The 22,664-nt window shown below is 35.8% G+C and carries 17 protein-coding genes; 16 read left to right on the top strand and 1 reads right to left on the bottom strand.

The window, feature by feature from the left end:
• The first annotated feature begins 2 nt into the window (after positions 1-2).
• The 8 genes from E0F91_RS06195 (at position 3) to E0F91_RS06230 (ending at position 8,423) form a co-directional block, all read left to right on the top strand.
• The gene (locus E0F91_RS06195; protein ID WP_132065452.1) at positions 3-788 is read left to right on the top strand and encodes a gluconate 5-dehydrogenase; all 786 of its coding nucleotides are present in this window, start codon (positions 3-5) and stop codon (positions 786-788) included.
• A gap of 17 nt (positions 789-805) precedes the next feature.
• Positions 806-2,206: a glucuronate isomerase gene (gene uxaC / locus E0F91_RS06200; protein WP_132065453.1), complete on the top strand. Its 1,401-nt coding sequence runs from the start codon at positions 806-808 to the stop codon at positions 2,204-2,206.
• Positions 2,207-2,224: 18 nt separating this feature from the next.
• On the top strand, positions 2,225-2,572 hold the full coding sequence (locus tag E0F91_RS06205; RefSeq protein ID WP_132065454.1) for a cupin domain-containing protein: 348 nt from the start codon (positions 2,225-2,227) through the stop codon (positions 2,570-2,572).
• 23 nt (positions 2,573-2,595) lie between these two features.
• Positions 2,596-3,618 (top strand): sugar kinase, encoded by a 1,023-nt coding sequence (locus E0F91_RS06210; protein WP_132065455.1) that lies wholly within the window; start codon positions 2,596-2,598, stop codon positions 3,616-3,618.
• 10 nt (positions 3,619-3,628) lie between these two features.
• Positions 3,629-4,297, top strand: a complete 669-nt coding sequence (locus E0F91_RS06215) for a bifunctional 4-hydroxy-2-oxoglutarate aldolase/2-dehydro-3-deoxy-phosphogluconate aldolase (RefSeq protein WP_132065456.1) — start codon at positions 3,629-3,631, stop codon at positions 4,295-4,297.
• 12 nt (positions 4,298-4,309) lie between these two features.
• The gene (locus tag E0F91_RS06220) at positions 4,310-5,125 is read left to right on the top strand and encodes an SDR family oxidoreductase (RefSeq protein WP_132065457.1); all 816 of its coding nucleotides are present in this window, start codon (positions 4,310-4,312) and stop codon (positions 5,123-5,125) included.
• Positions 5,126-5,334: 209 nt separating this feature from the next.
• Complete coding sequence (locus tag E0F91_RS06225; RefSeq protein ID WP_132065458.1) at positions 5,335-6,774, top strand: tagaturonate reductase; 1,440 nt, start codon at positions 5,335-5,337, stop codon at positions 6,772-6,774.
• A gap of 32 nt (positions 6,775-6,806) precedes the next feature.
• Complete coding sequence (locus tag E0F91_RS06230; RefSeq protein WP_132065459.1) at positions 6,807-8,423, top strand: UxaA family hydrolase; 1,617 nt, start codon at positions 6,807-6,809, stop codon at positions 8,421-8,423.
• A gap of 60 nt (positions 8,424-8,483) precedes the next feature.
• Here the strand turns inward: E0F91_RS06230 and E0F91_RS06235 are convergent, their stop codons facing one another.
• Entirely contained in the window at positions 8,484-9,512 is a 1,029-nt protein-coding gene (locus E0F91_RS06235; protein ID WP_132065460.1) for a LacI family DNA-binding transcriptional regulator, read from the bottom strand.
• A gap of 320 nt (positions 9,513-9,832) precedes the next feature.
• On the opposite strand from E0F91_RS06235, the gene E0F91_RS06240 reads away from it, so the two are divergent.
• The 8 genes from E0F91_RS06240 (at position 9,833) to E0F91_RS06275 (ending at position 22,649) form a co-directional block, all read left to right on the top strand.
• On the top strand, positions 9,833-11,272 hold the full coding sequence (locus E0F91_RS06240; RefSeq protein WP_132065461.1) for a glycoside hydrolase family 28 protein: 1,440 nt from the start codon (positions 9,833-9,835) through the stop codon (positions 11,270-11,272).
• A gap of 121 nt (positions 11,273-11,393) precedes the next feature.
• A complete protein-coding gene (locus E0F91_RS06245; RefSeq protein ID WP_243698849.1) occupies positions 11,394-14,534 on the top strand; it encodes a SusC/RagA family TonB-linked outer membrane protein in 3,141 nt (1,046 codons plus the stop codon).
• Positions 14,535-14,540: 6 nt separating this feature from the next.
• The gene (locus E0F91_RS06250; RefSeq protein ID WP_341825468.1) at positions 14,541-16,343 is read left to right on the top strand and encodes a RagB/SusD family nutrient uptake outer membrane protein; all 1,803 of its coding nucleotides are present in this window, start codon (positions 14,541-14,543) and stop codon (positions 16,341-16,343) included.
• A 30-nt stretch (positions 16,344-16,373) separates the two neighbouring features.
• Entirely contained in the window at positions 16,374-17,951 is a 1,578-nt protein-coding gene (locus E0F91_RS06255; protein ID WP_132065463.1) for a DUF5123 domain-containing protein, read from the top strand.
• A gap of 87 nt (positions 17,952-18,038) precedes the next feature.
• On the top strand, positions 18,039-19,490 hold the full coding sequence (locus E0F91_RS06260) for a right-handed parallel beta-helix repeat-containing protein (protein WP_132065464.1): 1,452 nt from the start codon (positions 18,039-18,041) through the stop codon (positions 19,488-19,490).
• 32 nt (positions 19,491-19,522) lie between these two features.
• On the top strand, positions 19,523-20,467 hold the full coding sequence (locus tag E0F91_RS06265; RefSeq protein ID WP_243698850.1) for an alpha/beta hydrolase: 945 nt from the start codon (positions 19,523-19,525) through the stop codon (positions 20,465-20,467).
• Positions 20,464-21,429: a DUF4861 family protein gene (locus tag E0F91_RS06270; protein ID WP_132065466.1), complete on the top strand. Its 966-nt coding sequence runs from the start codon at positions 20,464-20,466 to the stop codon at positions 21,427-21,429. Before E0F91_RS06265 ends, E0F91_RS06270 begins: the two co-directional genes overlap by 4 nt.
• A gap of 23 nt (positions 21,430-21,452) precedes the next feature.
• Positions 21,453-22,649, top strand: coding sequence for a glycoside hydrolase family 88/105 protein (locus tag E0F91_RS06275; RefSeq protein ID WP_132065467.1), 1,197 nt, complete (start codon positions 21,453-21,455; stop codon positions 22,647-22,649).
• The last annotated feature ends 15 nt before the right edge of the window (positions 22,650-22,664 follow it).

Below are 22,664 nucleotides of genomic sequence, written 5' to 3' on the forward strand. Positions count from 1 at the left end.
CTATGCATTTATTTGATTTAAAAGGAAAAAGAGCACTGATAACCGGAGGAACGCACGGTTTAGGATTGGCAATGGCAGAAGGATTGGCTATTGCAGGTGCTGAACTTGTAATAACCGGTACAACGCCTTCTAAAATGGAGGAAGCGCTGGCGTATTATTCGAGCAAAGGATACAAAGTTTCTGGCTATTTATTTGATGTTACCGATGAAAAAACGGCTGCAGAAAACATAGCATTAATCACCAAAGAATTGGGAGATATTCACATTTTAGTGAACAATGCAGGAATTATAAAAAGAGAATTGGCCATCACAATGCCAGTTTCCGATTTTAGAAAAGTGATTGATGTGGATTTAGTAGGCCCTTTTATCATGTCACAATTGGTTGCAAAGCAAATGATTGAAAGACAGGAAGGCAAAATAATCAACATTTGTTCTATGATGAGCGAATTGGGACGAAATAGTGTTTCGGCTTATGCTGCTGCAAAAGGTGGTCTGAAAATGCTGACTCGCAATTTAGCTACTGAATGGGCCAAATACAATATTCAAGTCAACGGAATTGGTCCGGGTTATTTTGCAACTACACAAACAGAACCTATTCGAGTAGACGGACATCCGTTTAATGAATTTATAATCAACAGAACGCCAGCTGCACGTTGGGGAAATCCGGAAGATTTAGCGGGAACAGCTGTCTTTTTGGCTTCAAGAGCGAGTGATTTTGTAAACGGACAAATTGTTTACGTCGATGGTGGAATATTGGCTACCATTGGAAAACCATCAAATGAAAATTAATATTTAAGAAATTTGTAATGAGTACACCATTTATAAACGACAATTTTTTATTAGAAAATAAATTTGCGGAAGAATTATATCACAATTATTCTAAAAATCAACCTATTATAGATTATCACAATCACTTGTCACCACAATCTATTGCTGAAGATAAAATTTTCGATAACATCACCCAGGTTTGGATCAATGGCGATCATTACAAGTGGCGAGCCATGCGTACGTTGGGGATCAACGAACAGTTTATAACAGGAAACGGTTCAGATAAAGATAAGTTTATGAATTGGGCAAAAACTGTTCCGTATACTATGCGAAACCCTTTGTACCATTGGACACATCTGGAATTAGCCCGTTATTTTGATATTCATGATTTGTTAAATGAAAAATCAGCTGAAAAAATATATTTGGAGGCTTCCGCCAAAATAAATTCGGCAGAATACAGCACTCAAAATTTACTTCGAAAAGTAAATGCCGAATTTGTATGTACTACCGAAGATCCAATTGATACTTTAGAATACCATCAACAATTAGCCAAAAATCCTTTTGGAACAAAGGTTAGTACTGCCTTTAGACCGGATAAAGCGATTTTAATTTCGAACGATGGATACAATTCCTATATAGATACTTTGGGTGAAGTTGCAGGAATTTCGATTAGTTCTTATTCTGATTTGTGTACTGCACTTAGTAACAGAATTGACTATTTTGATAAAAATGGGTGCAAACTTTGCGATCATGGTTTAGACCAAATTTATTTTGAAAATTTCACCGAAAGTGAAGTGAGTGCCATTTTCAAAAAGAAAAGAGAGCGCAAGGAAATCAGTACTGAAGAAGCATTAAAATTCCAAACCGCTATTTTATTGTTTTTATCTGAAACCTACCACCAATACGGTTGGGTACAGCAGTTTCACTTGGGAGCACTGCGAAATAATAATGAACGCATGCACCGTATTTTAGGCCCTGATACCGGATGGGATTCCATTGGCGATTATCCGCAGGCTCAAAAATTATCTCGTTTTTTAAATGCTTTAGACCGTAAAGATAAATTGACAAAAACCATTATTTACAATCTAAATCCTGCCGATAACGAAGTGATGGCTACAATGATTGGTAATTTTAATGATGGAAGCGTAAAGGGTAAAGTACAATTTGGATCCGGATGGTGGTTTTTGGATCAGAAAGACGGAATGACCAAACAATTGAATGCCCTTTCTAATATGGGATTGATTAGTTGTTTTATAGGAATGTTGACTGATTCTAGAAGCTTTTTATCGTTTCCAAGGCATGAATATTTCCGACGTATTCTTTGTAATCTTTTAGGAGATGAAATTAAAAGAGGGGAACTGCCAAATGATATAGAATGGATTGGTAAAATGGTTTCTGATATTAGTTACAATAATGCCAAAGAATATTTTAAATTCTAATAATCAGATTCGGATAGTATGACGGTATTGGCAAATAGTACGCGCTTTTTTAAAGAAGAAGAAACCCAATGGGAAGTTGTGGGGGAAGGCGTGCAACGTCAAATTGTGGGATTTGAGAATCGCATTATGATGGTCAATGTGAAGTTTGAGAAAGGAGCAATTGGGCCTTTGCATAATCACCATCACACACAAGTTACGCATATTGCCGCTGGTATATTTGAAGTGACTATTGAAGAGGAAACAAGAATACTAAAAAAAGGAGATTCCTTTTATATTCCTTCCAATAAAATACATGGGGTTGTTTGTTTGGAAGAAGGAATTCTGATCGACGTTTTTAGCCCTATGAGAGAAGATTTTATAAAATAGAAAACATTTAATTCAAGTATAAAATGAATAAAGTAGTCACTTTTGGCGAAATAATGTTGCGACTTTCAACAGAAAGGCATTTGCGTTTTGAGCAAGCAAAGGCATTTACTGCTTCCTATGGTGGAGGTGAATTTAATGTGGCCGTTTCTTTAGCCAATTATGGTGTAAATGCAGCATTTGTAACCAGAATTCCAGAGAATGAAATAGGTGCTTGTGCGCTAAAAGAAATGCGAAAGATGAATGTTGAATCCAAAAATATCATTTTTGGAGGCGATCGTTTAGGAATTTATTATCTGGAGACGGGCGCTGGAACACGCGGCAGCAACGTAGTGTATGACCGAGCCCATAGTTCGATGGCAACTATTGAAAAAGGAGCAATTGATTGGGAAAAAGTACTGGAAGGCGCTACCTGGTTTCATTGGAGCGGGATTACGCCAGCGATTTCTGAAAGCGCTGCCGAAGCCTGTTTAGAAGCCGTAAAAGTGGCGCATAATTTGGGTTTAACCATTTCTTGCGACCTGAATTACAGATCAAAATTGTGGCAATATGGCAAAAGTCCTAGCGAGGTTATGCCTGAAATATTACACTATAGCAATGTAATTCTGGGAGATATTGATACCGCTTATTTTATGTTAGGAATCCCTAAAGTGAATCCTAATTATCAGGATACAAAATCCCTACCTGCTTTGTATGGTCAGTTATTTGAATTATGTCCAAATCTAAAAATAGCAGCTACTACATTACGCTATTCTGTGAGTGCTTCGCACCAACGAATTGGAGGCATTTTATTTGACGGAAAAAGCATCTATGATGCTGCCGTAAAAGAAGTAACTCCTGTGGTAGATCGTGTAGGCAGTGGTGATGCTTTTATGGGCGGATTGATTTATGGCTTGTTGGAATTTCAAAATAATAATCAAAGAGCGTTAGATTTTGCAGTTGCGGCCTGTTGTTTAAAACATACCATTGCAGGTGATTATAATTTAGTGACCTTAAAAGAAGTTGAAAATATGCTAGACGGTGATGGCGCCGGATTAGTTTCTAGATAAAAACAGCAATATGGCAAAATATTCAAGAGTAGAAGTAGCAACTGTAATGGCAGAAACGGGAATGGTTCCATTGTTTTTCCATACCGATGTTGAATTGGGAAAAAAAGTAATCAAAGCCTGCTATGATGGTGGAGCTCGATTGATGGAATTCACTAGTAGAGGCGATTTTGCTTTTGAAGTTTTTGGTGCATTAAACAAATACGCATTAGCTGAATTGCCGGGAATGATACTAGGAGTTGGTTCGATTACTGATGCCGCTGCTGCTTCCTTGTATATGCAATTAGGAGCAAATTTCATAGTCACTCCGGTTTTGAGAGAAGATATCGCATTGGTTTGCAACCGCCGCAAAGTATTGTGGTCACCAGGTTGCGCCTCGCTTACCGAAATTGCACGAGCCGAAGAATTGGGTTGTGAAATAGTAAAATTATTCCCGGGCGATGTTTACGGACCACAATTTGTGAAAGGAATCAAAGGCCCTTGTCCTTGGACGAGTATTATGCCAACCGGAGGCGTTTCAACCGATAGAGACAATCTAAAAAGTTGGTTTGACGCCGGTGTGACTTGTGTAGGTATTGGTTCGCAACTTATTTCAAATGAAGTTTTGAAAAGTCAGGATTTTGTTAGTCTAGAAGCAACTGTCAGAGAAACATTAGCTACAATTAAATATATTAGAAGCTAAAAAATAAAATAAATGGAAAATAATTTTTCATTAAAAGGGAAAATAATAGTGGTAACTGGCGGAACCGGAATACTCGGTGAAGCCTTTATAAATGGTATTATTCATGCAGGAGGAGCAGTTGGGATTTTGGGCAGAAATGAGAAAATAGCAAATGAAAGAGTTCAAAATATAATTGCCAAAGGAGGACGAGCAATTGCTCTGATTGCCGATGTAACTGATGAATCACAACTCTTAGCCGCACGAGAAAAAATGCTTGCCGAATTTGGAAAAATTGATGGTTTGGTTAATGCGGCCGGCGGAAACCTTCCGGGAGCAGTTATACAGCCGGAACAAGATATTTTCAAGTTGAATATTACTGCATTGGAAGAGGTGATGAAACTGAATCTAACAGGTACTTTATTACCAACACAAGTTTTTGGTGAAGCTATAAAAAATGGGGGCTCAGGAAGTATCGTAAATATTTCATCGGTTGTGTCACAATTGGCGGTTACCAAAGTATTGGGCTACAGCCTAGCCAAATCTTCCATAGATTCTTATACGCAATGGTTTGCAGTGGAGCTCGCCAAGCGATATGGTGATGCGATACGAATGAATTCAATTGCACCGGGATTTTTTCTTACGGAACAAAACAGAACGTTATTGACGAACGCAGATGGTAGCTTGACGGATAGAGGGAATTTAGTACTTCAAAATACACCATTTAAACGTTTTGGAAATCCAGAGGAACTTTCAGGAGCCTTGGTCTGGTTGTTAAGTGATGCCTCAAAATTTGTTACAGGTTCAAAAATTACTGTTGATGGCGGATTTACGATTTTCAGTGGCGTTTAAGAATTGCAAATTATAAAAGAAGAATACAATAAGCGACTTAAAGAAATGCGTTTTAAAGGATTGTTCCTTATTCCTCTAATGGACTGAAAGGTTAAATCGCAAAGCAATTAAGTCGTTTATTGTACCCTTAATTAAGCGTATTTCCAGCTTAAATAAAAAAACATTTTACTGCTTAAAAATAAGATTTTGCGGTATTAAAGATATAAAAAATGAAAAAATTAAACAGAATAAATACTGGATTAGAAAAATTACAACCCATAAAAGTGGTGCAATTTGGAGAAGGTAATTTCTTGAGGGCATTTGTAGATTATGCTTTTCAAAGACTCAATAAAGAAGTTGATTTCAATGCTGGTATCGCAATAGTGCAGCCATTGAAAGAAGGTATGATCAATATGATTAATGATCAAGATGGCCTTTACACGTTGTTTATGAACGGAATCAAAAAAGGCGAAAAAATTCAGGACATTGAGTTAATTACTACTATTGTAAAAGCTATAAATCCGTATGCTAATTTTGCAGATTATCTAGCGTTAGCCAAAGAGGAGGAACTTCAATTTATCGTTTCAAATACTACTGAAGCTGGAATTGAATTCATCGAAAGTGATACTCAGGATATGCAACCACCAGTTGCTTTTCCTGCAAAGTTGACTGTTTTATTATATGAAAGATTCACATATTTCAATGGAGATGCAGCTAAAGGATTGACTATTATTCCTTGTGAATTGATTGATTATAACTCGGAAACTTTAAAGAAATATATTTTGCAATATTGCGATTTATGGGAATTAGGAGTTGATTTTAAAAATTGGGTATCAGATGCTTGTACGTATCACAGTACTTTGGTGGACAGAATTGTTCCTGGATATCCAAGAGCTGAGATTGAAGAATACAATAATAAATTAGACTATCAAGACAATTTAATTGTTGCTGCCGAACCATTTTTTCTTTGGGCTATCGAAGGTGGTGCTGATTTAAGAGCAAAGCTGCCTTTTCATAAAACGAATTTGAACGTGAAGATTGTTGATGATATACGACCTTTTAAAATGATAAAAGTTCGTATTTTAAACGGTGCACATACAGCAATGGTTCCTTTTTCACTTTTGTACGGTAACACATTAGTTATGGAAACTGTTAACGGAGATTTTACTGGGAAATTCGTAAACGGTGTTATTGGTGAAATTAGTGAAACCCTTGATATGGACAAAAATGAAATTCATGCCTATACCGAAGAGGTGATGGATCGATTTAAAAACCCATTTATCAAACACGCATTGGCTGATATTGCTTTAAATTCAATCTCAAAATTCAAAGTAAGAGTTTTGCCTAGTTTAGTAGGATATTATAATTCGAATAAAAAATTACCAACTAATCTGACTTTTTCATTAGCCTGTTTAATTCAATTCTACAAAGGAATTTGGAATAACGAAGCATTACCTGTAAAGGATTCACCAGAGATAGTTGAAGCATTTACAAATGCTTGGCAATTAGGATCTTTGGATTTAGTTGTAGCAAAAATTTTATCTAATGACGAATTCTGGGGTGAAGATTTAACTAAAATAAGCGGATTATCAGAAGCTTTGGTGTTGGCTTTGAACGAAATTGAAGCGAATGGTATTGAAAAAGGTTTTGCCAATTTCAGCAAACAATAATATTATTTTATAAACCTATCACATTTATCAAAATGCAAAAGAAATTAATAAAAGTAAATCCTTCAGATAATGTCGCAGTAGCATTGGTTAATCTAGCAGCTGGTGATATTATCCACTTTGAAGGTGAAAATATCACGATCACCGCTGATGTAAAAATGAAACATAAAATCGCTTTAAAAGATTTGAATACCGGTGATCGAATTATAATGTATGGTGTTTTGGTGGGTAAAGCAAGTGCTAAAATCGAAAAAGGAGGGCTTCTTTCTACTTTAAATGTGAAGCATGAAAGTGATAAAGTGACTGGAAAAACGGAAACTATTGGTTGGGATATTCCAAATATTGATAAATGGAAAGATAGAACTTTCAATGGATATCACAGAGAAGATGGACAGGTAGGGACGGAGAATGTTTGGTTGTTTTTTCCGTTGGTTTTTTGTGAAAACAGAAATATTGAAATTTTAAAGGATATTTTCGAAAAAGAATTAATGAAACCGAAAGAAAACGATTATCAATTGTTACTTCGTTCGTTAGTAAGTTCTGAAAACGGTTCCACAGAAGCGGCAGGAAAATCGGCGGAAGCAGATTTATTCAGCAATATTGACGTGAAGTTTATCACGCATCAAGGAGGATGTGGCGGAATTCGTCAGGATTCACACAGTTTGGCTAAACTTTTGGCTGGTTATGTGAATAATCCAAATGTGGCTGGAGCAACGGTTTTGAGTTTGGGATGTCAAAACTTGCAAATCCAAATCTTCAAAGATGCTTTGCATGAAATTAATCCAACAAGTACTAAGCCCGTTTTGATTTATGATCAGCAGCAAATTGGTACTATTGAGGCAATGTTGAGCAGTGTGGTAAAAGATACTTTTGAAGCCATTAAAGAAGCAAATAAAATAGAAAGAACCCCGGCACCATTGTCTAAATTGACGATTGGTTTGGAGTGTGGCGGTTCAGATGGGTTCTCTGGAATCTCGGCTAATCCAACCTTAGGTGTAACGTCGGATTTGCTTACAGCCCTTGGAGCAACAACCATTCTTTCGGAGTTTCCGGAATTATGTGGAGTGGAGCAGGAATTAGTAAACCGCTGTGTTGAGGATGAAGCTGGAGTACGCTTTCTAGAATTGATGAAATGGTATGAAAAAACGGTGGTGGATGCAGGTTCAGGATTTGACATGAATCCTTCACCAGGAAACATCAAAGATGGATTAATTACGGATGCCATGAAATCAGCAGGAGCGGCTAAAAAAGGAGGAACATCTCCAATAGTAGGCGTTTCGGATTATGGAGAATACATTTCAAAACCGGGTTTGAATTTGCTTTGTACGCCAGGAAATGATGTCGAATGTACGACTGCAATGGTGGGTTCTGGAGCCAACATGGTTTTGTTTACCACCGGTTTAGGAACTCCAACAGGAAACCCAATTGCTCCAGTAGTGAAAGTTTCCTCTAACTCTGAATTAGCTAGAAAAATGTCGGATATCATTGATATTGATACTGGTGGAATTATTACAGGTGAAAAAACAATTGATGAAATGGCGGATGAAATGCTGGAATTTATTATCAATGTAGCCAGTGGTGAAATTAAAACCAAAGCTGCAATTTTGAATCAGAACGATTTTATTCCTTGGAAAAGAGGTGTTTCGTTATAGAAAAATAAGTTTTTGTAATACAAAAAAGGGTGTAGTTTTTAAACTGCACCCTTTTTTATTTTAGAGATCGTTTCTAGATGATGATTTCCGAATGTGCAGAATAGGATTCAGAACAATCTTTTTTTCCATTTTAAAATCTTCCGTATTGTTCATTTGTTCCAAAAATACTTTAGCGGTCATTTTTCCCATTTCGAGAGGAGATTGATCAATTGTAGAAATGGAAAGTTCCATAAATTTTGTAAAGGGTTCGTTACCAAATCCCACCACACAAAAGTCTTCCGGAATTTGAATTCCATGAGCTTTAAGTTCTTGTATGGCGCCCAATGCCGCAAAATCACTTGCAGAAAAAATTGCGTCGGGTGGCGGGGTTAATTGCAGTAATTTGTTAGTTGCTGCTATACCGTCTTCAATATTACTTTTAGAATGGATAACATATTTGTTATCAAATGGTATTGCGCTATCAAGCAAAGCTTTTTGGTAACCTTTGAATCGGTTTTCATATATTTCTAAGGATTGATCTCCGCACAAATGGGCAATTTTTTTACAACCTTGATCAATCAGATGCTTTGTGGCGATATAACCCGCTTTAAAATCATCAATTGTAATAGAACTCACACCATCAATGTTCTTTTTTCTATCAAAAAAGATTAAAGGAACATTTTTTTCGAGAACACGATGAATGATTTTTTCATTCTTCTTAGATTCATTGGTAATAGAGATCATGATACCATCTACTTGTGCGTCAAGTAGCGTGTTGATATTCTCAATTTCCCTATTTTCATCTTCGTGTGTTTGGCATATAATTACATTGTATTTGTTTGGATGCAATTCCTCTTCAATCCCTCGGATGACAGATCCAAAAAAATTGGTGTTGATGCGGGGAACAATAACGCCAATATTTCCACTTTTTCCACTTCGTAGCGCTGCGGCTAGCCTATTTTGTTTGTAATTCATTTTAGCTGCCGTATCCATTACAAGTTTAATAGTACTTTCACTTATTTTGGGATTATTATTCAAAGCTCGTGAGACTGTAGCGGCGGATATATTGAGTTCTTTTGCAATATCGTAAATGGTTGTTTTTTCACTCATTTTAAATCAATAATTGTTATTATTTTGTAAAATTAATACTTTTTTTCTTAAGATCTTATTTAATGTTATCGATTGTATTAAATCTGTTTTTTCAGGGTTTTAACAACAAATTCAATCATTATAATTTATTTATTGTGCAATTTTTTTATAATAAGTGTAGAAATATAAGGTATTTTTTATATTACTAATATTTTTATAGATTTAATTTTGGTAAATTGAAAATTAATATTTACGTTTGTGTAATCGATTGCATGATTTGAATTTTAAATCTAAGCGTAGAGAAAAACAAACTAAATTTTAAGGAATTGAAATACGATCAAATGAGAAAAAAAATATTTTTTAGAACTAACAGACTTTTGCCTATTCTTCTTTTTTCATTGCTTTTTGTGGCCTGTGGAGTAAAGCAGGCAAAAACCACTGTGGTTGCTAATCCTTGGAAAATGATGAAAAATATAACGGATAATGTAAAGACCCCTTCTTTTATTGGTACTACATATTTAGTTTCCGATTTTGGTGCGCAGTCTGGAGGTGTTTTCGATAATACTGTAGCATTTAAAAAAGCAATTCAAGATTGTAGTAAAAACGGTGGCGGTAAGGTTTTGGTTCCTGCAGGCAAATATTTAACAGGGCCGATACATTTAGAAGATAATGTCAACCTTCATTTAGAAGAAGGAGCTGAAATTTTGTTTAGTACAAATTCAGCGGATTATCCAATCGTGCATACTTCATGGGAAGGAACGGAATTAATGAATTACTCTCCTTTAATTTATGCTTACCAAAAAACGAATGTAGCGGTAACCGGAAAAGGAATATTAAACGGCCAAGCCAATAATGAAAATTGGTGGTGGTGGTGTTCTAAAAAGGAATACGGTTGGAAAGAAGGAAAGCCTAATCAGAATGATCCTCTCAATCGATTGCGTCTTATTGCCATGGCTGAAGAAGGAGTGCCTGTTGCGGAACGTGTTTTTGGAGAGGGACATTATTTAAGACCAAATTTTGTAGAGTTTTTTGATTGTAAAAATGTTCTCTTAAAGGATGTGAAAATTGTGAATGCGCCATTTTGGGTTGTTCATCCTATAAAATCATCGAATGTCATAATTGACGGAATAACGGTGGAGAGCCACGGTCCTAACAATGACGGATGTGATCCGGAGTATTCTAAAAATGTAATCATAAAAAACTGCATTTTTAATACTGGAGATGACTGCATCGCTATAAAATCAGGCAGAGATGCTGATGGTAGACGTGTTGCTATGAAAAGTGAAAATATTGTAGTGCAAAACTGCAAAATGATTGACGGCCATGGCGGAGTTGTAATTGGAAGTGAAATTTCGGGAGGAGTAAGAAATGTTTTTGTTGAGAATTGTATAATGGACAGTCCAAACCTTGACAGAGCGATTAGAATTAAAACAAATTCAAATCGAGGGGGACTTATAGAGAATGTATACGTAAGGAATTTAGAAATAGGTCAAGTTAAAGAGGCTGTTTTGAAATTGAATATGTTTTATGAAGTCTATGGCGCAAAACCAGGTACATTTATCCCTCAAATACAAAATATTTTTCTAGAAAATATAACCGTTAAAGACGGTGGAAGGTTCGGAATATTGGCTAAAGGCTACAAAGAATCACCCATCAAAAATGTTACTTTAAAAAATGTAAAAATTGCAAAGGTTAAGGAAGCATATTCTATTGAAAACCTTGAGGGACTTAAATTTATTGATACCTATATCAACGGTTCGCTGATGAAAAGCCCAAATTAATACAACTATTAACTAATTTTTAAACCAATAAACCAATAAACCATTAATCATGATTGTAAAATATTTATTTAAAGAGGGTAAAAACATCTGTTTTTCCTTTATTTTATTGCTTAGCTTATTTATGAGCAATGAAATGAGGGCCCAAAATGGGATTACTGTTGGAGGTGTGGTCACAGATGCATCCAAAATGCCAATTCCAGGGGTTAATATTATGGAGAAAGGCACTAAAAATGTCGTAACTACTGATTTTGATGGGAAATTCACGATACGTGTATCCAGTTCAAATAGCGTTCTGCTTTTTTCCTATTTAGGATATGAGACATTAACTAAAACGGCTGGACAAAACGGCTCCTTAAGTGTCGTTTTGCAAGATTCCACGGATAAACTCGATGAAGTAGTTGTAATTGGTTATGGGACATCGCGCAAGTCTGATTTAACAGGGTCAGTTGCTTCTATTTCAGGAGAGGATTTGAAAAAAAATCCGATTTCAAATGTAGCAGAGGCTTTAACAGGTAGACTAGCTGGTGTACAGGTAACTTCATCTGAAGGTTCACCAGACTCCGAAATTAAAATTAGAATTAGAGGTGGTGGATCCTTGACGCAAGATAGTTCGCCATTGGTTATTGTTGATGGTTTTCCAGTAAATAGTTTGAATGATATATCTTCATCTGATATTGCTAATGTTACAGTGTTAAAGGATGCTTCATCTACTGCAATATATGGCTCTAGAGGAGCAAATGGAGTTATAATAGTGACAACGAAAACAGGTACAGATGGTAAGATCTCTGTTAGTTTTAATACATTTTATGGTGTAAAGAAAATTGCAAAAACAATTGACGTTTTACAGCCGGAAGACTTTGTTAAATGGCAATATGAATATGCTTTATTGAATAATGAAGTTAGTTCTTACGAAAGATATTTTGGTCAGTGGCAAGATTCTGACCAGTTCAAGGGTCTTAAAGGTAATAATTGGCAAAAGCAAATTTATGGTCGCTTAGGAGAAGTAAATAGCCGTGATTTAGGAATCCGTGGGGGTAGTGAAAAGTTAAGCTTTAATTTTAATTATGCTAATTATGACGAAAAAGCGATTATGGTAGGTTCTGAGTTTAAGAGAAATAATTTATCGTTGAGTTTGAAAAATAAAGCAAGTGATAAAATTAATTTATCTTTTACTATGCGTTACTCAGATACAGAAATTAATGGAGGAGGAGTAAACGAGCAAAATGAGATTTCCTCAGCAGATGCTAGACTGCGTCATAGTGTAGGGTATTCACCTATACCTTTACCTGGCCTTACAACTGATGACACTGATGAATCCGTTGCAGGTTATCTTGTTAATCCTTTTGTTTCGGTTGCAGATAATGATCGCTTACAGACCAGAAAGAATTTTAATATGTTAGGTGGTTTTTCTTGGGATGTATTAGAAGATCTTACTTTTAAATCTGATTTTGGTCTAGACAATTATAACTATAAAGATTATCGCTTTTTAGGTCGCTCAACTTATTATGTAAGTAATATACCTGCGGCAGTTAATCAAGGAAATCCAGCGCTTATAATTAGTAACCGTGATAATCTTCGCTTCAGAAATGCGAATACTGTTAACTATGATTTTAAAAACATTATAGGGGCAAACCATAGAATAAAAGTTCTCTTAGGGCAAGAAATGATCACTTATAAATCAAATGAAATAGAAAGTACAATTCATGGCTTTCCCAAGTTTTTTGATTTTAATACAGCAAAGAATCTCACTACACAAGGAATACCTCAAGGAGTTGATAATAATTACAGTCCAGACGATAAATTACTGTCATTTTTTGGTCGAGTAAATTATGATATTAAAAATCGTTATTTATTTACGGCGACTTATCGCGCTGATGGATCCAGTAAATTTTTGGGAGATAATCGCTGGGGCTATTTTCCTGCTGCCGCTGCTGCATGGAAAATTAATGAAGAGGAATTCATGAAAGATATTTCTTGGCTGAACTCACTTAAAGTTCGATTAAGTTATGGTGAGGCGGGAAACAATAATATTCCAACGGGACAAACTGTTCAAAATTTCCAATCATCAACATCAGCATGGATTAATGGTGTAACTAATTATTGGTCTGCCTCTAAGACTTTAGCTAATCCTGATTTAAAATGGGAAACCACAGTTACACAAAATTTAGGAATCGACTATGAATTATTTAAAGGGCGAGTAAGTGGAACATTTGAATTGTATAAAAATCTTACTAAGGATCTTTTGATTCGCTTCCCAGTTCCTGGTACAGGGTATGATTTTCAATACAGAAATATGGGTGAGACTCAAAATACAGGATTGGAAGCCTCTACAAATATTGTAGCAATAGATAGAGGGGATTATGGCTTAAATTTCTCTTTTAATATTGGTATTAATAAAAACAGAATCAATTCATTAGGTTTATTAAATGATTTTGGTCAAAATACAAATTGGGCTTCAACTCAAATTGGCAACGACTTTGTTGTAAATGTAGGACAGCCCATAGGTCTGATGTCTGGTTACAAAAGTGATGGTCGATACGAAGTATCTGATTTTGATTATATAGGAGGGAACTATATTTTAAAATCAGGAGTTGCAAATAGTTCTAGTGTGTTAGGGACAGTTAGGCCAGGGACTATGAAACTAAAAGACATTGATGGGGATGGTATTGTGAATGCAAATGATCTCGCGATAATTGGTAATGCAAATCCAAAGCATACTGGGGGAATGATAATTAATGCTAATGCATATGGGTTTGACTTTTCAGCAGCTTTTAACTGGAGTGTAGGAAATGATGTTTATAATGCAAATAAAATTGAGTTTACGACTTCCAATCCAAATGGACAATACCGTAACCTGAGCACGATCATGGGCGATGGTAATAGATGGACAAATCTTGATCCTGTTTCAGGTCAATTAGTAACTGACCCTGAATCATTGACAGCTTTAAATGCGAATACAACAATGTGGTCCCCTTATATGTCTCGCTTTGTTTTTAGTGATTGGGCTGTTGAAGATGGCTCTTTTATCCGATTGAATACGCTGAGCTTAGGGTATACTTTACCAAATAAATGGATTTCTAAATATGGAATTTCTAAATTCAGATTATATTCTACGGCTAATAATGTTTTTATTATCACTAAATATTCTGGTCTTGATCCTGAAGTGTCTACAAGAAGAAATACACCTCTGACACCCGGTGTTGATTATTCACCTTTCCCAAGAAGTAGACAATTGGTTTTTGGTTTAAACCTCAATTTTTAATTTAAAATGTATCAAAAGATGAAAAATAAAATATTAATTATACTATTAATTACATCCGGTTTATTTGCTGGTTGTGACGATTTGACCGAGGATTTTTTAGAGGCACCTGCAATATCAACATTGGATGAATCAATTATTTTTTCGACTCCAGGCTTAGCCAAAGGGGCAATAGACGGAATCAAAGTACCTTTTGCAGAAACAAATTCTTACCGAGGAAGATTTCTTCCATATTATGGACTTAATACTGATACGGAGTGGTTCAATACTTCTCAAACGGCTGGGGATAATTCAGATTTGTGTGTTTATGACACGAAACCTAATAATACAAATATGAATACAACGAACAATGCCTGGGCCATGATGTATTCAGGGATTGAACGTGCCAATATTTGTATTCGTGGACTACGTACGTTCGGCAATCCAACTCCTGGAACAGAACTAGGTCAATTGCTAGGAGAAGCACTAACATTACGCGCTATTTATTATGCCGATTTAATAAAGGCGTGGGGAGATGTGCCAGCACGTTTTGAGCCAATTAATTCAGAAACTTTGTACTTACCGAAGTCAAGTCGGGATGTTATTTACAAGCAACTTATTCAAGATATGGAAGAAGCAGCAACTTTAGTATCATGGCCCGGACAGAGTCCTGCAACTGTAACAGTCGAGCGAATTAACAAAGCCTTTGTAAAAGGATTTCGTGCTCGTTTAGCTATGGCTGCAAGTGGTTTTCAACAATATCCTGACGGTGTGCGTAGGAGTAATGATAGTGACCTTTCTGTTGCAAAAATGTATAAGCTAGCCTTAGATGAAAGCCTTGATGTTATACAAAGTGGAACCGCTCGTTTAGAATCCTCATTCGAGACCTTATGGAAAAAATACAATGAAGAAAATATCATAGCTGGTGGCGAGTCCCTATGGGAACTTCCATTTGCAGATGGAAGAGGACGTATGCTTTTCACTTTTGCTGTGCGTCATGCTACTAGCAATCAATTTCATGCAAATGGCAATAATCGTGGTGGTGTAGCTGGTCCACTTCCAACTGTTTTTTATGATTTTGATGAATTAGATACACGCAGAGATGTGAGCTGTGTGCCCTACAGATATGGTACAGCCGTAAATGGTATCGCTAAGCAAGAATTGGGTAGATCCGATACTTGGTACTTTGGTAAATACCGTTATGAGTGGACAAAACGTTTTATCACATCAACAAATGATGATGGAATTAATAAAATGTATATGCGCTTTGCAGAAGTTCTTTTTATTGCTGCAGAGGCCTCAAATGAATTAGAAGGACCAGCTGCTGCCGCTCCTTATTTAAAAGAAATTCGCAGAAGAGCTTTTGCACCTGCAGTTCAAGCTATTAAAGTTGATGCTTATGTAAATGCATTGACTAGTAAGCAGGCAATGTTTGATGCTATCGTAGAGGAACATAAGTTTGAATTTACCGGTGAAATGGAGCGAAAACAAGCACTAATTCGTTGGAATTTACTGAAAACTAATTTAGAAAAGGCCAAAGCTAAAATGTCTAATTTACAAAACAGAACTGGTGAGTATGCTGACGTCCCAACTACTCTTTATTTCAAATTTAAAGCAGATAATATATCTCTTAGTATTTATGGTTTGAATAGAGGCGAAAATATAAATCCAGGTCCTGACTATTCTTCATTTGCATGGCAGTCTCTGGTGGACACAAAGGTTAATTCTTTATATAAAGCAGGAGTTAATCCAGATAACAGACAGTTTTGGCCTATTTGGCAGGTCTTTATCGATGGTAGTAATGGAAAATTAGTTAACGACTATGGCTACTAAAAATTTAAATAATTTAACTCAATTGTGATTATGAAAAATACATTTAAAATAAAAGGTTTAGTTGCTTTGCTCCTGTTATCTTCTCTAGTGATAGGCTGCACAGGATATGGTGAGGAGTTAATAGATGGACTTGAAGTGAGTAGAGCTTTTGCGCCAATTAGTCTTACAGCTAGAGTAAGAAATCAAACTACTGTCGAGCTAAATTGGACTGTGAAGGAAAATATTGATTCTTATGAAGTTGAAATTAGTGCTGATGATGCTACATTCGCAACCCTATTTAAAACAATTAAAGTAGCACCTACTGAATTGCCTATTCAAGTAGCCTTGGAGGGAGAAACAGTTTATTCAATAAGAGTGAAAGCAATCAGCGCTGAAGGGCGTGATGATTCAAAATGGTCAATTGTTACAATTACAACACTGTCCGAACAATTGTTTTTACCCTCTCAAGATGGTGATATTCAAGCCAAGCAAGCCACTTTTAGATGGGCACCAAATAGTAATGTTACTGAATTAGTGGTTAATCCGGGAAATATACGCAAGGTTATTTCAGCATCTGAAAAAGTGGCTGGAGTTGCAACTGTAACAGGTTTGGTGGGCGAATCATCCTATAATGTAGATTTATTTAACGGGACCAAAAAAAGAGGGTTTAAAAGCTTTAAGACTTTGGTAGATATAGGAAATGGTATTTTAATCAGTCCAACTGATGACCTAAAAGCAAAAATTGCAGAAGCGAGTGCAGGTGCTGAATTGTATTTGTCTCCAGGAGATTATAAAGCGTATGTAGGTGAAATAATTTTAAATAAATCAATCACAATTAGAGGATTGTATCCTTATGACAAACCAAAGGTATATTTGAAATTCACTCTTGGTGCAGGAACAGGTGATGTGTCTTTAGTTGACTTAGACTTAAATGGAGATACAGCTATAACAGGTGTTAATTCAGCTGTAATGACTATTGGTAACACTGGTTCAACCTATGGAAATTTAGTTATTAGTGGTTGCGACGTGAAAAATTATGAACGATCCTTAGTTTATGCTTCAATGGCAAGTTCAAAAGTAAATTCTGTTACTGTCGAAAACAGTAAAATCACAAATGTTAATACCAATGCAGGAGCTGATTTCATTGATTTTAGAGCTACTTTTGTAGGGTCAGTTAATTTAAAAACGTCGACTTTTAATAACTGCTCTGCGGGTAGAGATTTTATAAGAGTAGATGCCGGAACTTTTTCAGGTACTGGATTGACAACTAATGTTTTGATTGATAGATGTACTTTGTACAGCGTTTCTAACATAGCAAATGTGCCAGCAACTGCTCCAAAACGATTGCTGTATGTTCGTTCTTTAAGTAACGCATCGGTTGTAAAAAACACATTGGTTGCAGAGACTAGTGCAATTTACTCCAATCAGACAAATACTGCTATACCTACTTACACTTCTAATTACTACTTCAATGCACCATTTACTATGGACACTACGATTTCTGGAAATAAACCAGATGGATCAGGTGTAGTAGCAAATCCACAATTTGTAAATGCTGCTGCTGCTAATTTTAAAATTCAGAATCAAACCTTAATAGATAATGGAATTGGAGATCCATTTTGGAGATAAAATTTATTTTTCAGATTATACAGGCTCGTTTTTTTAACGAGCCTACTTTTTAAGTTGATTGTTAAATTAATTAAGATCGAAATTAAAATGAAAATACTTTATATCTTACTACTTGTTTGTTGTTATTCTTGCTCTAAAGAGGAAACGGCCACCGTCGCGAGCGCGATAAATGTCAAGAACATGATGATTATCGGCGATAATATAACAACAGGAACTAGTATGCAATTAAATGTACAAATAACACCAGAAAATGCGACCAATAAATCAGTTGCGTGGCACTCTTCTGATGTAACAATCGCAACTATATCAGCGACTGGTTTAGTAACTGCGAAGAAAAATGGTACGGTAACTATTTCGGCTACGGCGATTGATCAAAATACTGTGATTGCAACAAAAAATATATTAATTTCTAGTTTTGCATCTTCACCTACTAATGAATATATCGTTAGCAATGTAGCAGAATTAATGGCTGCAATTGCAAAGGTACAAGGCGGTTCAACCATACTAATGAATGAAGGTACCTATGTTATGAATTCAAAAATTAGTTTGGGCGTTTCTGGTACCCCAGATAAATTAATTACGTTGAAAGGGCAAGTAAATCAAAATAGACCCAAACTTGATTTCTCGGCTATGCCTGAGAATTCTTCTAATCAAGGAATTGTTTTAACAGCTAATTATTGGCATATAAAAGGTATAGATATTTTTAAAGCAGGAGATAACGGAATGCAAGTTAAGGGTAATAATAACTTAATTGAGTTTTGTACCTTTTCGGAATGTGCAGATACTGGCTTACAACTAGATTCAGGAGCTTCTAATAATACAATTCTTAACTGTGATTCTTTTTTTAATGCCGACTCAACACTTGAAAATGCTGATGGTTTTGCTTGTAAATTGACGGCAGGAACTGGTAATAAATTTATTGGCTGTAGAGCTTGGCAAAATCTGGATGATGGATGGGATGGTTACCTCAGGGGCGCCGATAATATTACAACAACTTACACCAACTGCTGGGCTATCAAAAATGGATACTTAAAAAACGGAACGAAAGGCGCTGGAGATGGAAATGGTTTCAAAACGGGCGGCAGTGATGATAAATTACTAAAGCATAATGCTATTTATAAAAATTGTCTAGCTGTTGATAATGTAGCAGATGGTTTTGATCATAATAGTAATAGAGGAACGGTAGAAATATATAATTGTTCAGCATACAATAATGGCAGAAATTACTCTTTCAGTAGTACAAATCCATTAACTAAATTAACTATTAAAAATACCTGCTCGCTAGGAGCTTATGGATCAGTTTTAGCTACGCTAGTGGATATTACTAATAATAGTTGGCAAAACGGAATTGTTGCTGATGCCTCTGATTTTAAAAGTACGGCTACTGGTCAACTAATGCAGCCTAGAAAAGCAGATGGTAGTTTGCCTGATGTAACGTTTATGAATCTTAATGCGGGTAGTGATTTGATAGATAAAGGGATTTATGTTGGTACACCATTTAAAGGTAGTGCTCCAGATATAGGTGCATTTGAATTTTAGTAGCTATGAAGACTATTTTTTTTGTTTTAAAGGTGAGCATATTAGTTTTTCTTTTTTTAGGAAATGGTTTTTTTGTGTTTTCACAAAATGAAGTACAAAAAGATACCTCATACACCATATTTAGTACCTATAAGAAACTAATAAAGAAATATCCTTTCATCCAAATTGTTTCCAAAGAGAGTCAAAGCAATCTAGTTGAAGAAAGAGCAATCGTCTATAAAAATATTGATTTAAGATCTTTAGCATTAGATGCTTTTTATGTTAAATCGAATCAAGTTAATCCAGCTGTTATTCTAGTCCATGGAGGAGGGTGGAAGTCTGGAGATAAATCAATGATGGAGCAACTAGCAGTAGCAATAGCTTCAAAAGGATATTCTTGTTTTGCAATTGAATATCGTCTATCGCCAGAGGCTCAATATCCTGCTGGGGTTTTCGATATTAAAAGTGCTATTCAATTCGTGAAAAGAAACGCGGTTAAATTTAACGTAGATACAACAAGAGTTGCTGTTTTAGGCTGTTCCTCCGGTGGACAAATGGCTGCTTTAGTTGGAACTACAAATGGAAATAAAAAGTTTGAGGAAGGAAATAGTGTGCCTAAAACTTTTACAACTATTCAAGCTGTGATTGATATTGATGGTATTTTAGCATTCAAACATCCAGAATCAGCAGAGGGCGAAATGGCTGGTTTATGGTTGGGAGGGACCTATCAAGAAAAATCAGAAAACTGGAATAATGCGTCGGCTTTACATCATGCGGGTAAGAACAGTCCTCCGGTGTTGTTTATAAACAGTAGTTTTGATCGATTTCATGCAGGGAGGGACGACATGATCGCGATTTTAAATAAAAACAACATTTACTCTGAAGTAAAAACTATTTCAGACTCACCTCATTCTTTTTGGTTATTTGAACCTTGGTTTGACCAAACTGTTGCCTACGTGACACAATTTTTAGACATAATTTTTAAAAAAACACAATGAAAGTATTAGAAACATTGACACTAGCACTTGTATTAGGGCTTTCCAGTTGTAAAGCACAAGATAAATACGATATTAATACGGCTAAATCTTATGCTGAAATCTCCGTAAAGGAAGGTGGCAAATGGGAAGGTCGAAAATACATTGGTGGGACTTTCAAAAATGTTCAAAAACTTAAATTAGCTCCGGAACATACGGATCATTCGTTTGATATTCGATATGAAGGTCCGGGTTGGGAAAGCAATAAAATAGGCTATCGCTTGTATCTGGACTGGAGAAATGCTATTGATATTTTTGGAAAAAAAACCGAAGAGATCATTCTTCCGAAAGTCGGTCAGGATGGTTTTGATTCTTACCACGAAATGAGCGATTGGGGCTCGGATATTTTGAAAGCCGGAAAAGGAATCGGAATTGGGTCCATCGATCGGTATTTAAACAAACAAAGATTACACTTTTATGAAGTGGATTCGACCATTGCCAAAGTACAAAACAAAGCCAAATCTTCCGGTGTGAAAATTAATTATTATGGATGGAAATCAGCTTCAGATAAAATTGATTTCACTTCAGAATTGACTATTAATCCTGATCAGCGTTATACTAAGCATACTATTCAAGCCTCACAACCAATTGCTGGGATTTGTACCGGAATTGTAAAACAAATAAACACCGACGTACTTAAAAAAACAAGTCAAAACAAAAAATGGGCGTACCTAGCTACTTATGGCACACAGACTTTGGTGCCAGATAAATTGGGGATGGCTATTTTCTATGAAATTAAAACCATTGAATCTGAAGTGGATGCTGAATTTGACCACCTTTTGGTTTTTAAACCGACAACAAAACCTATTTCTTTTTATTTTTTAGGTGCATGGGAACAAGAAGCAAACGGGATTAAATCCAAAGAAGATTTCGTGAACTACTTAGATGAAAAATTAGCCCTTTTGAATAAAAAAAGAAAAATGTAATCCTTTATTAGTACAACCCTATTATGAAAAACAACATATTGAAACCACTAATAGCAATCCTTTTAGTCTCTTTTGTTTCATTGCAAATGAACGCACAAAAGGGCCAAACCATTTCGAAAAAATTAAAATGGTCGGAGCGAATGGCTTTATCCATCATGATGCAACACAAAGAATCCTATATGATAGATAATGCTGCTACTCCTAAATGGGATTATGTGCATGGTTTAGTGTTGACCTCCTTTGATGAATTAAACAAGAAACATCCAAACCAAAAATACAGTGCGTATAGTAAAACATACGTAGATAAACTGGTTCAGGAAGATGGTACCATTGATACTTACAAATTTAATACCTACAACATAGATATGGTCGTAGCCGGTCGTTTATTATTTGATTTATATACAACTACCCAAGAGGCCAAATACTTAAAAGCACTTCAAACACTGCGAAAGCAAATTGAGGAGCAACCAAGAACAGCGAGTGGCGGTTTTTGGCACAAGAAAATCTATCCCAACCAGATGTGGCTGGATGGCTTGTATATGGGAGCACCTTTTTATGCGCAATACACCGTAACCTTCGAAGACGGAAAAAACTTGGATGATGTGGCCAAACAATTTGAATTGATTCAGAAAAACGCTCGTGATTCAAAGACAGGATTGTTTTATCACGGTTGGGATGAGAGCAAACAAATGCCATGGGCAAATAAAACAACCGGAACTTCTCCTAATTTTTGGTCCCGTTCTTTGGGTTGGTATGCAATGGCTCTTGTCGATGTATTGGATTATTTTCCAAAAGAACATCCCCAGCAAAAAGAATTAGTGGGTTACTTAAATCAATTAGCCAATGCTTTAGTGAAGTTTCAGGATAAATCGGGACTTTGGTATCAAGTTACTGACAAAGGTGCTGTAGGTGGAAACTACTTGGAAGCATCAGGAACTGCAATGTTTACGTATGCTTTTGCAAAAGGAGTAAACAAAGGGTACTTGCCAAAGAAATTCAAAACTGCAGCGAAAAAAGCATTTTGCGGTATGACAAAGCACTTAATTAAGGTTGGTCAAAATGGTGAAGTTACTATTACGCAAGCTTGCGCCGTAGCAGGTTTAGGAGGTAATCCATATCGTGATGGCTCTTTTGAATATTATGTAAACGAAAGAAAAAAAGACAACGACCCAAAAGCTACCGGACCTTTTATATTAGCTGCATTAGAGTTGAACAGGTAGTTTTAAAAAAATACA

The sequence above is a fragment of the Flavobacterium sandaracinum genome, from assembly GCF_004349135.1.
GTDB classification, from domain to species: Bacteria; Bacteroidota; Bacteroidia; order Flavobacteriales; family Flavobacteriaceae; genus Flavobacterium; species Flavobacterium sandaracinum.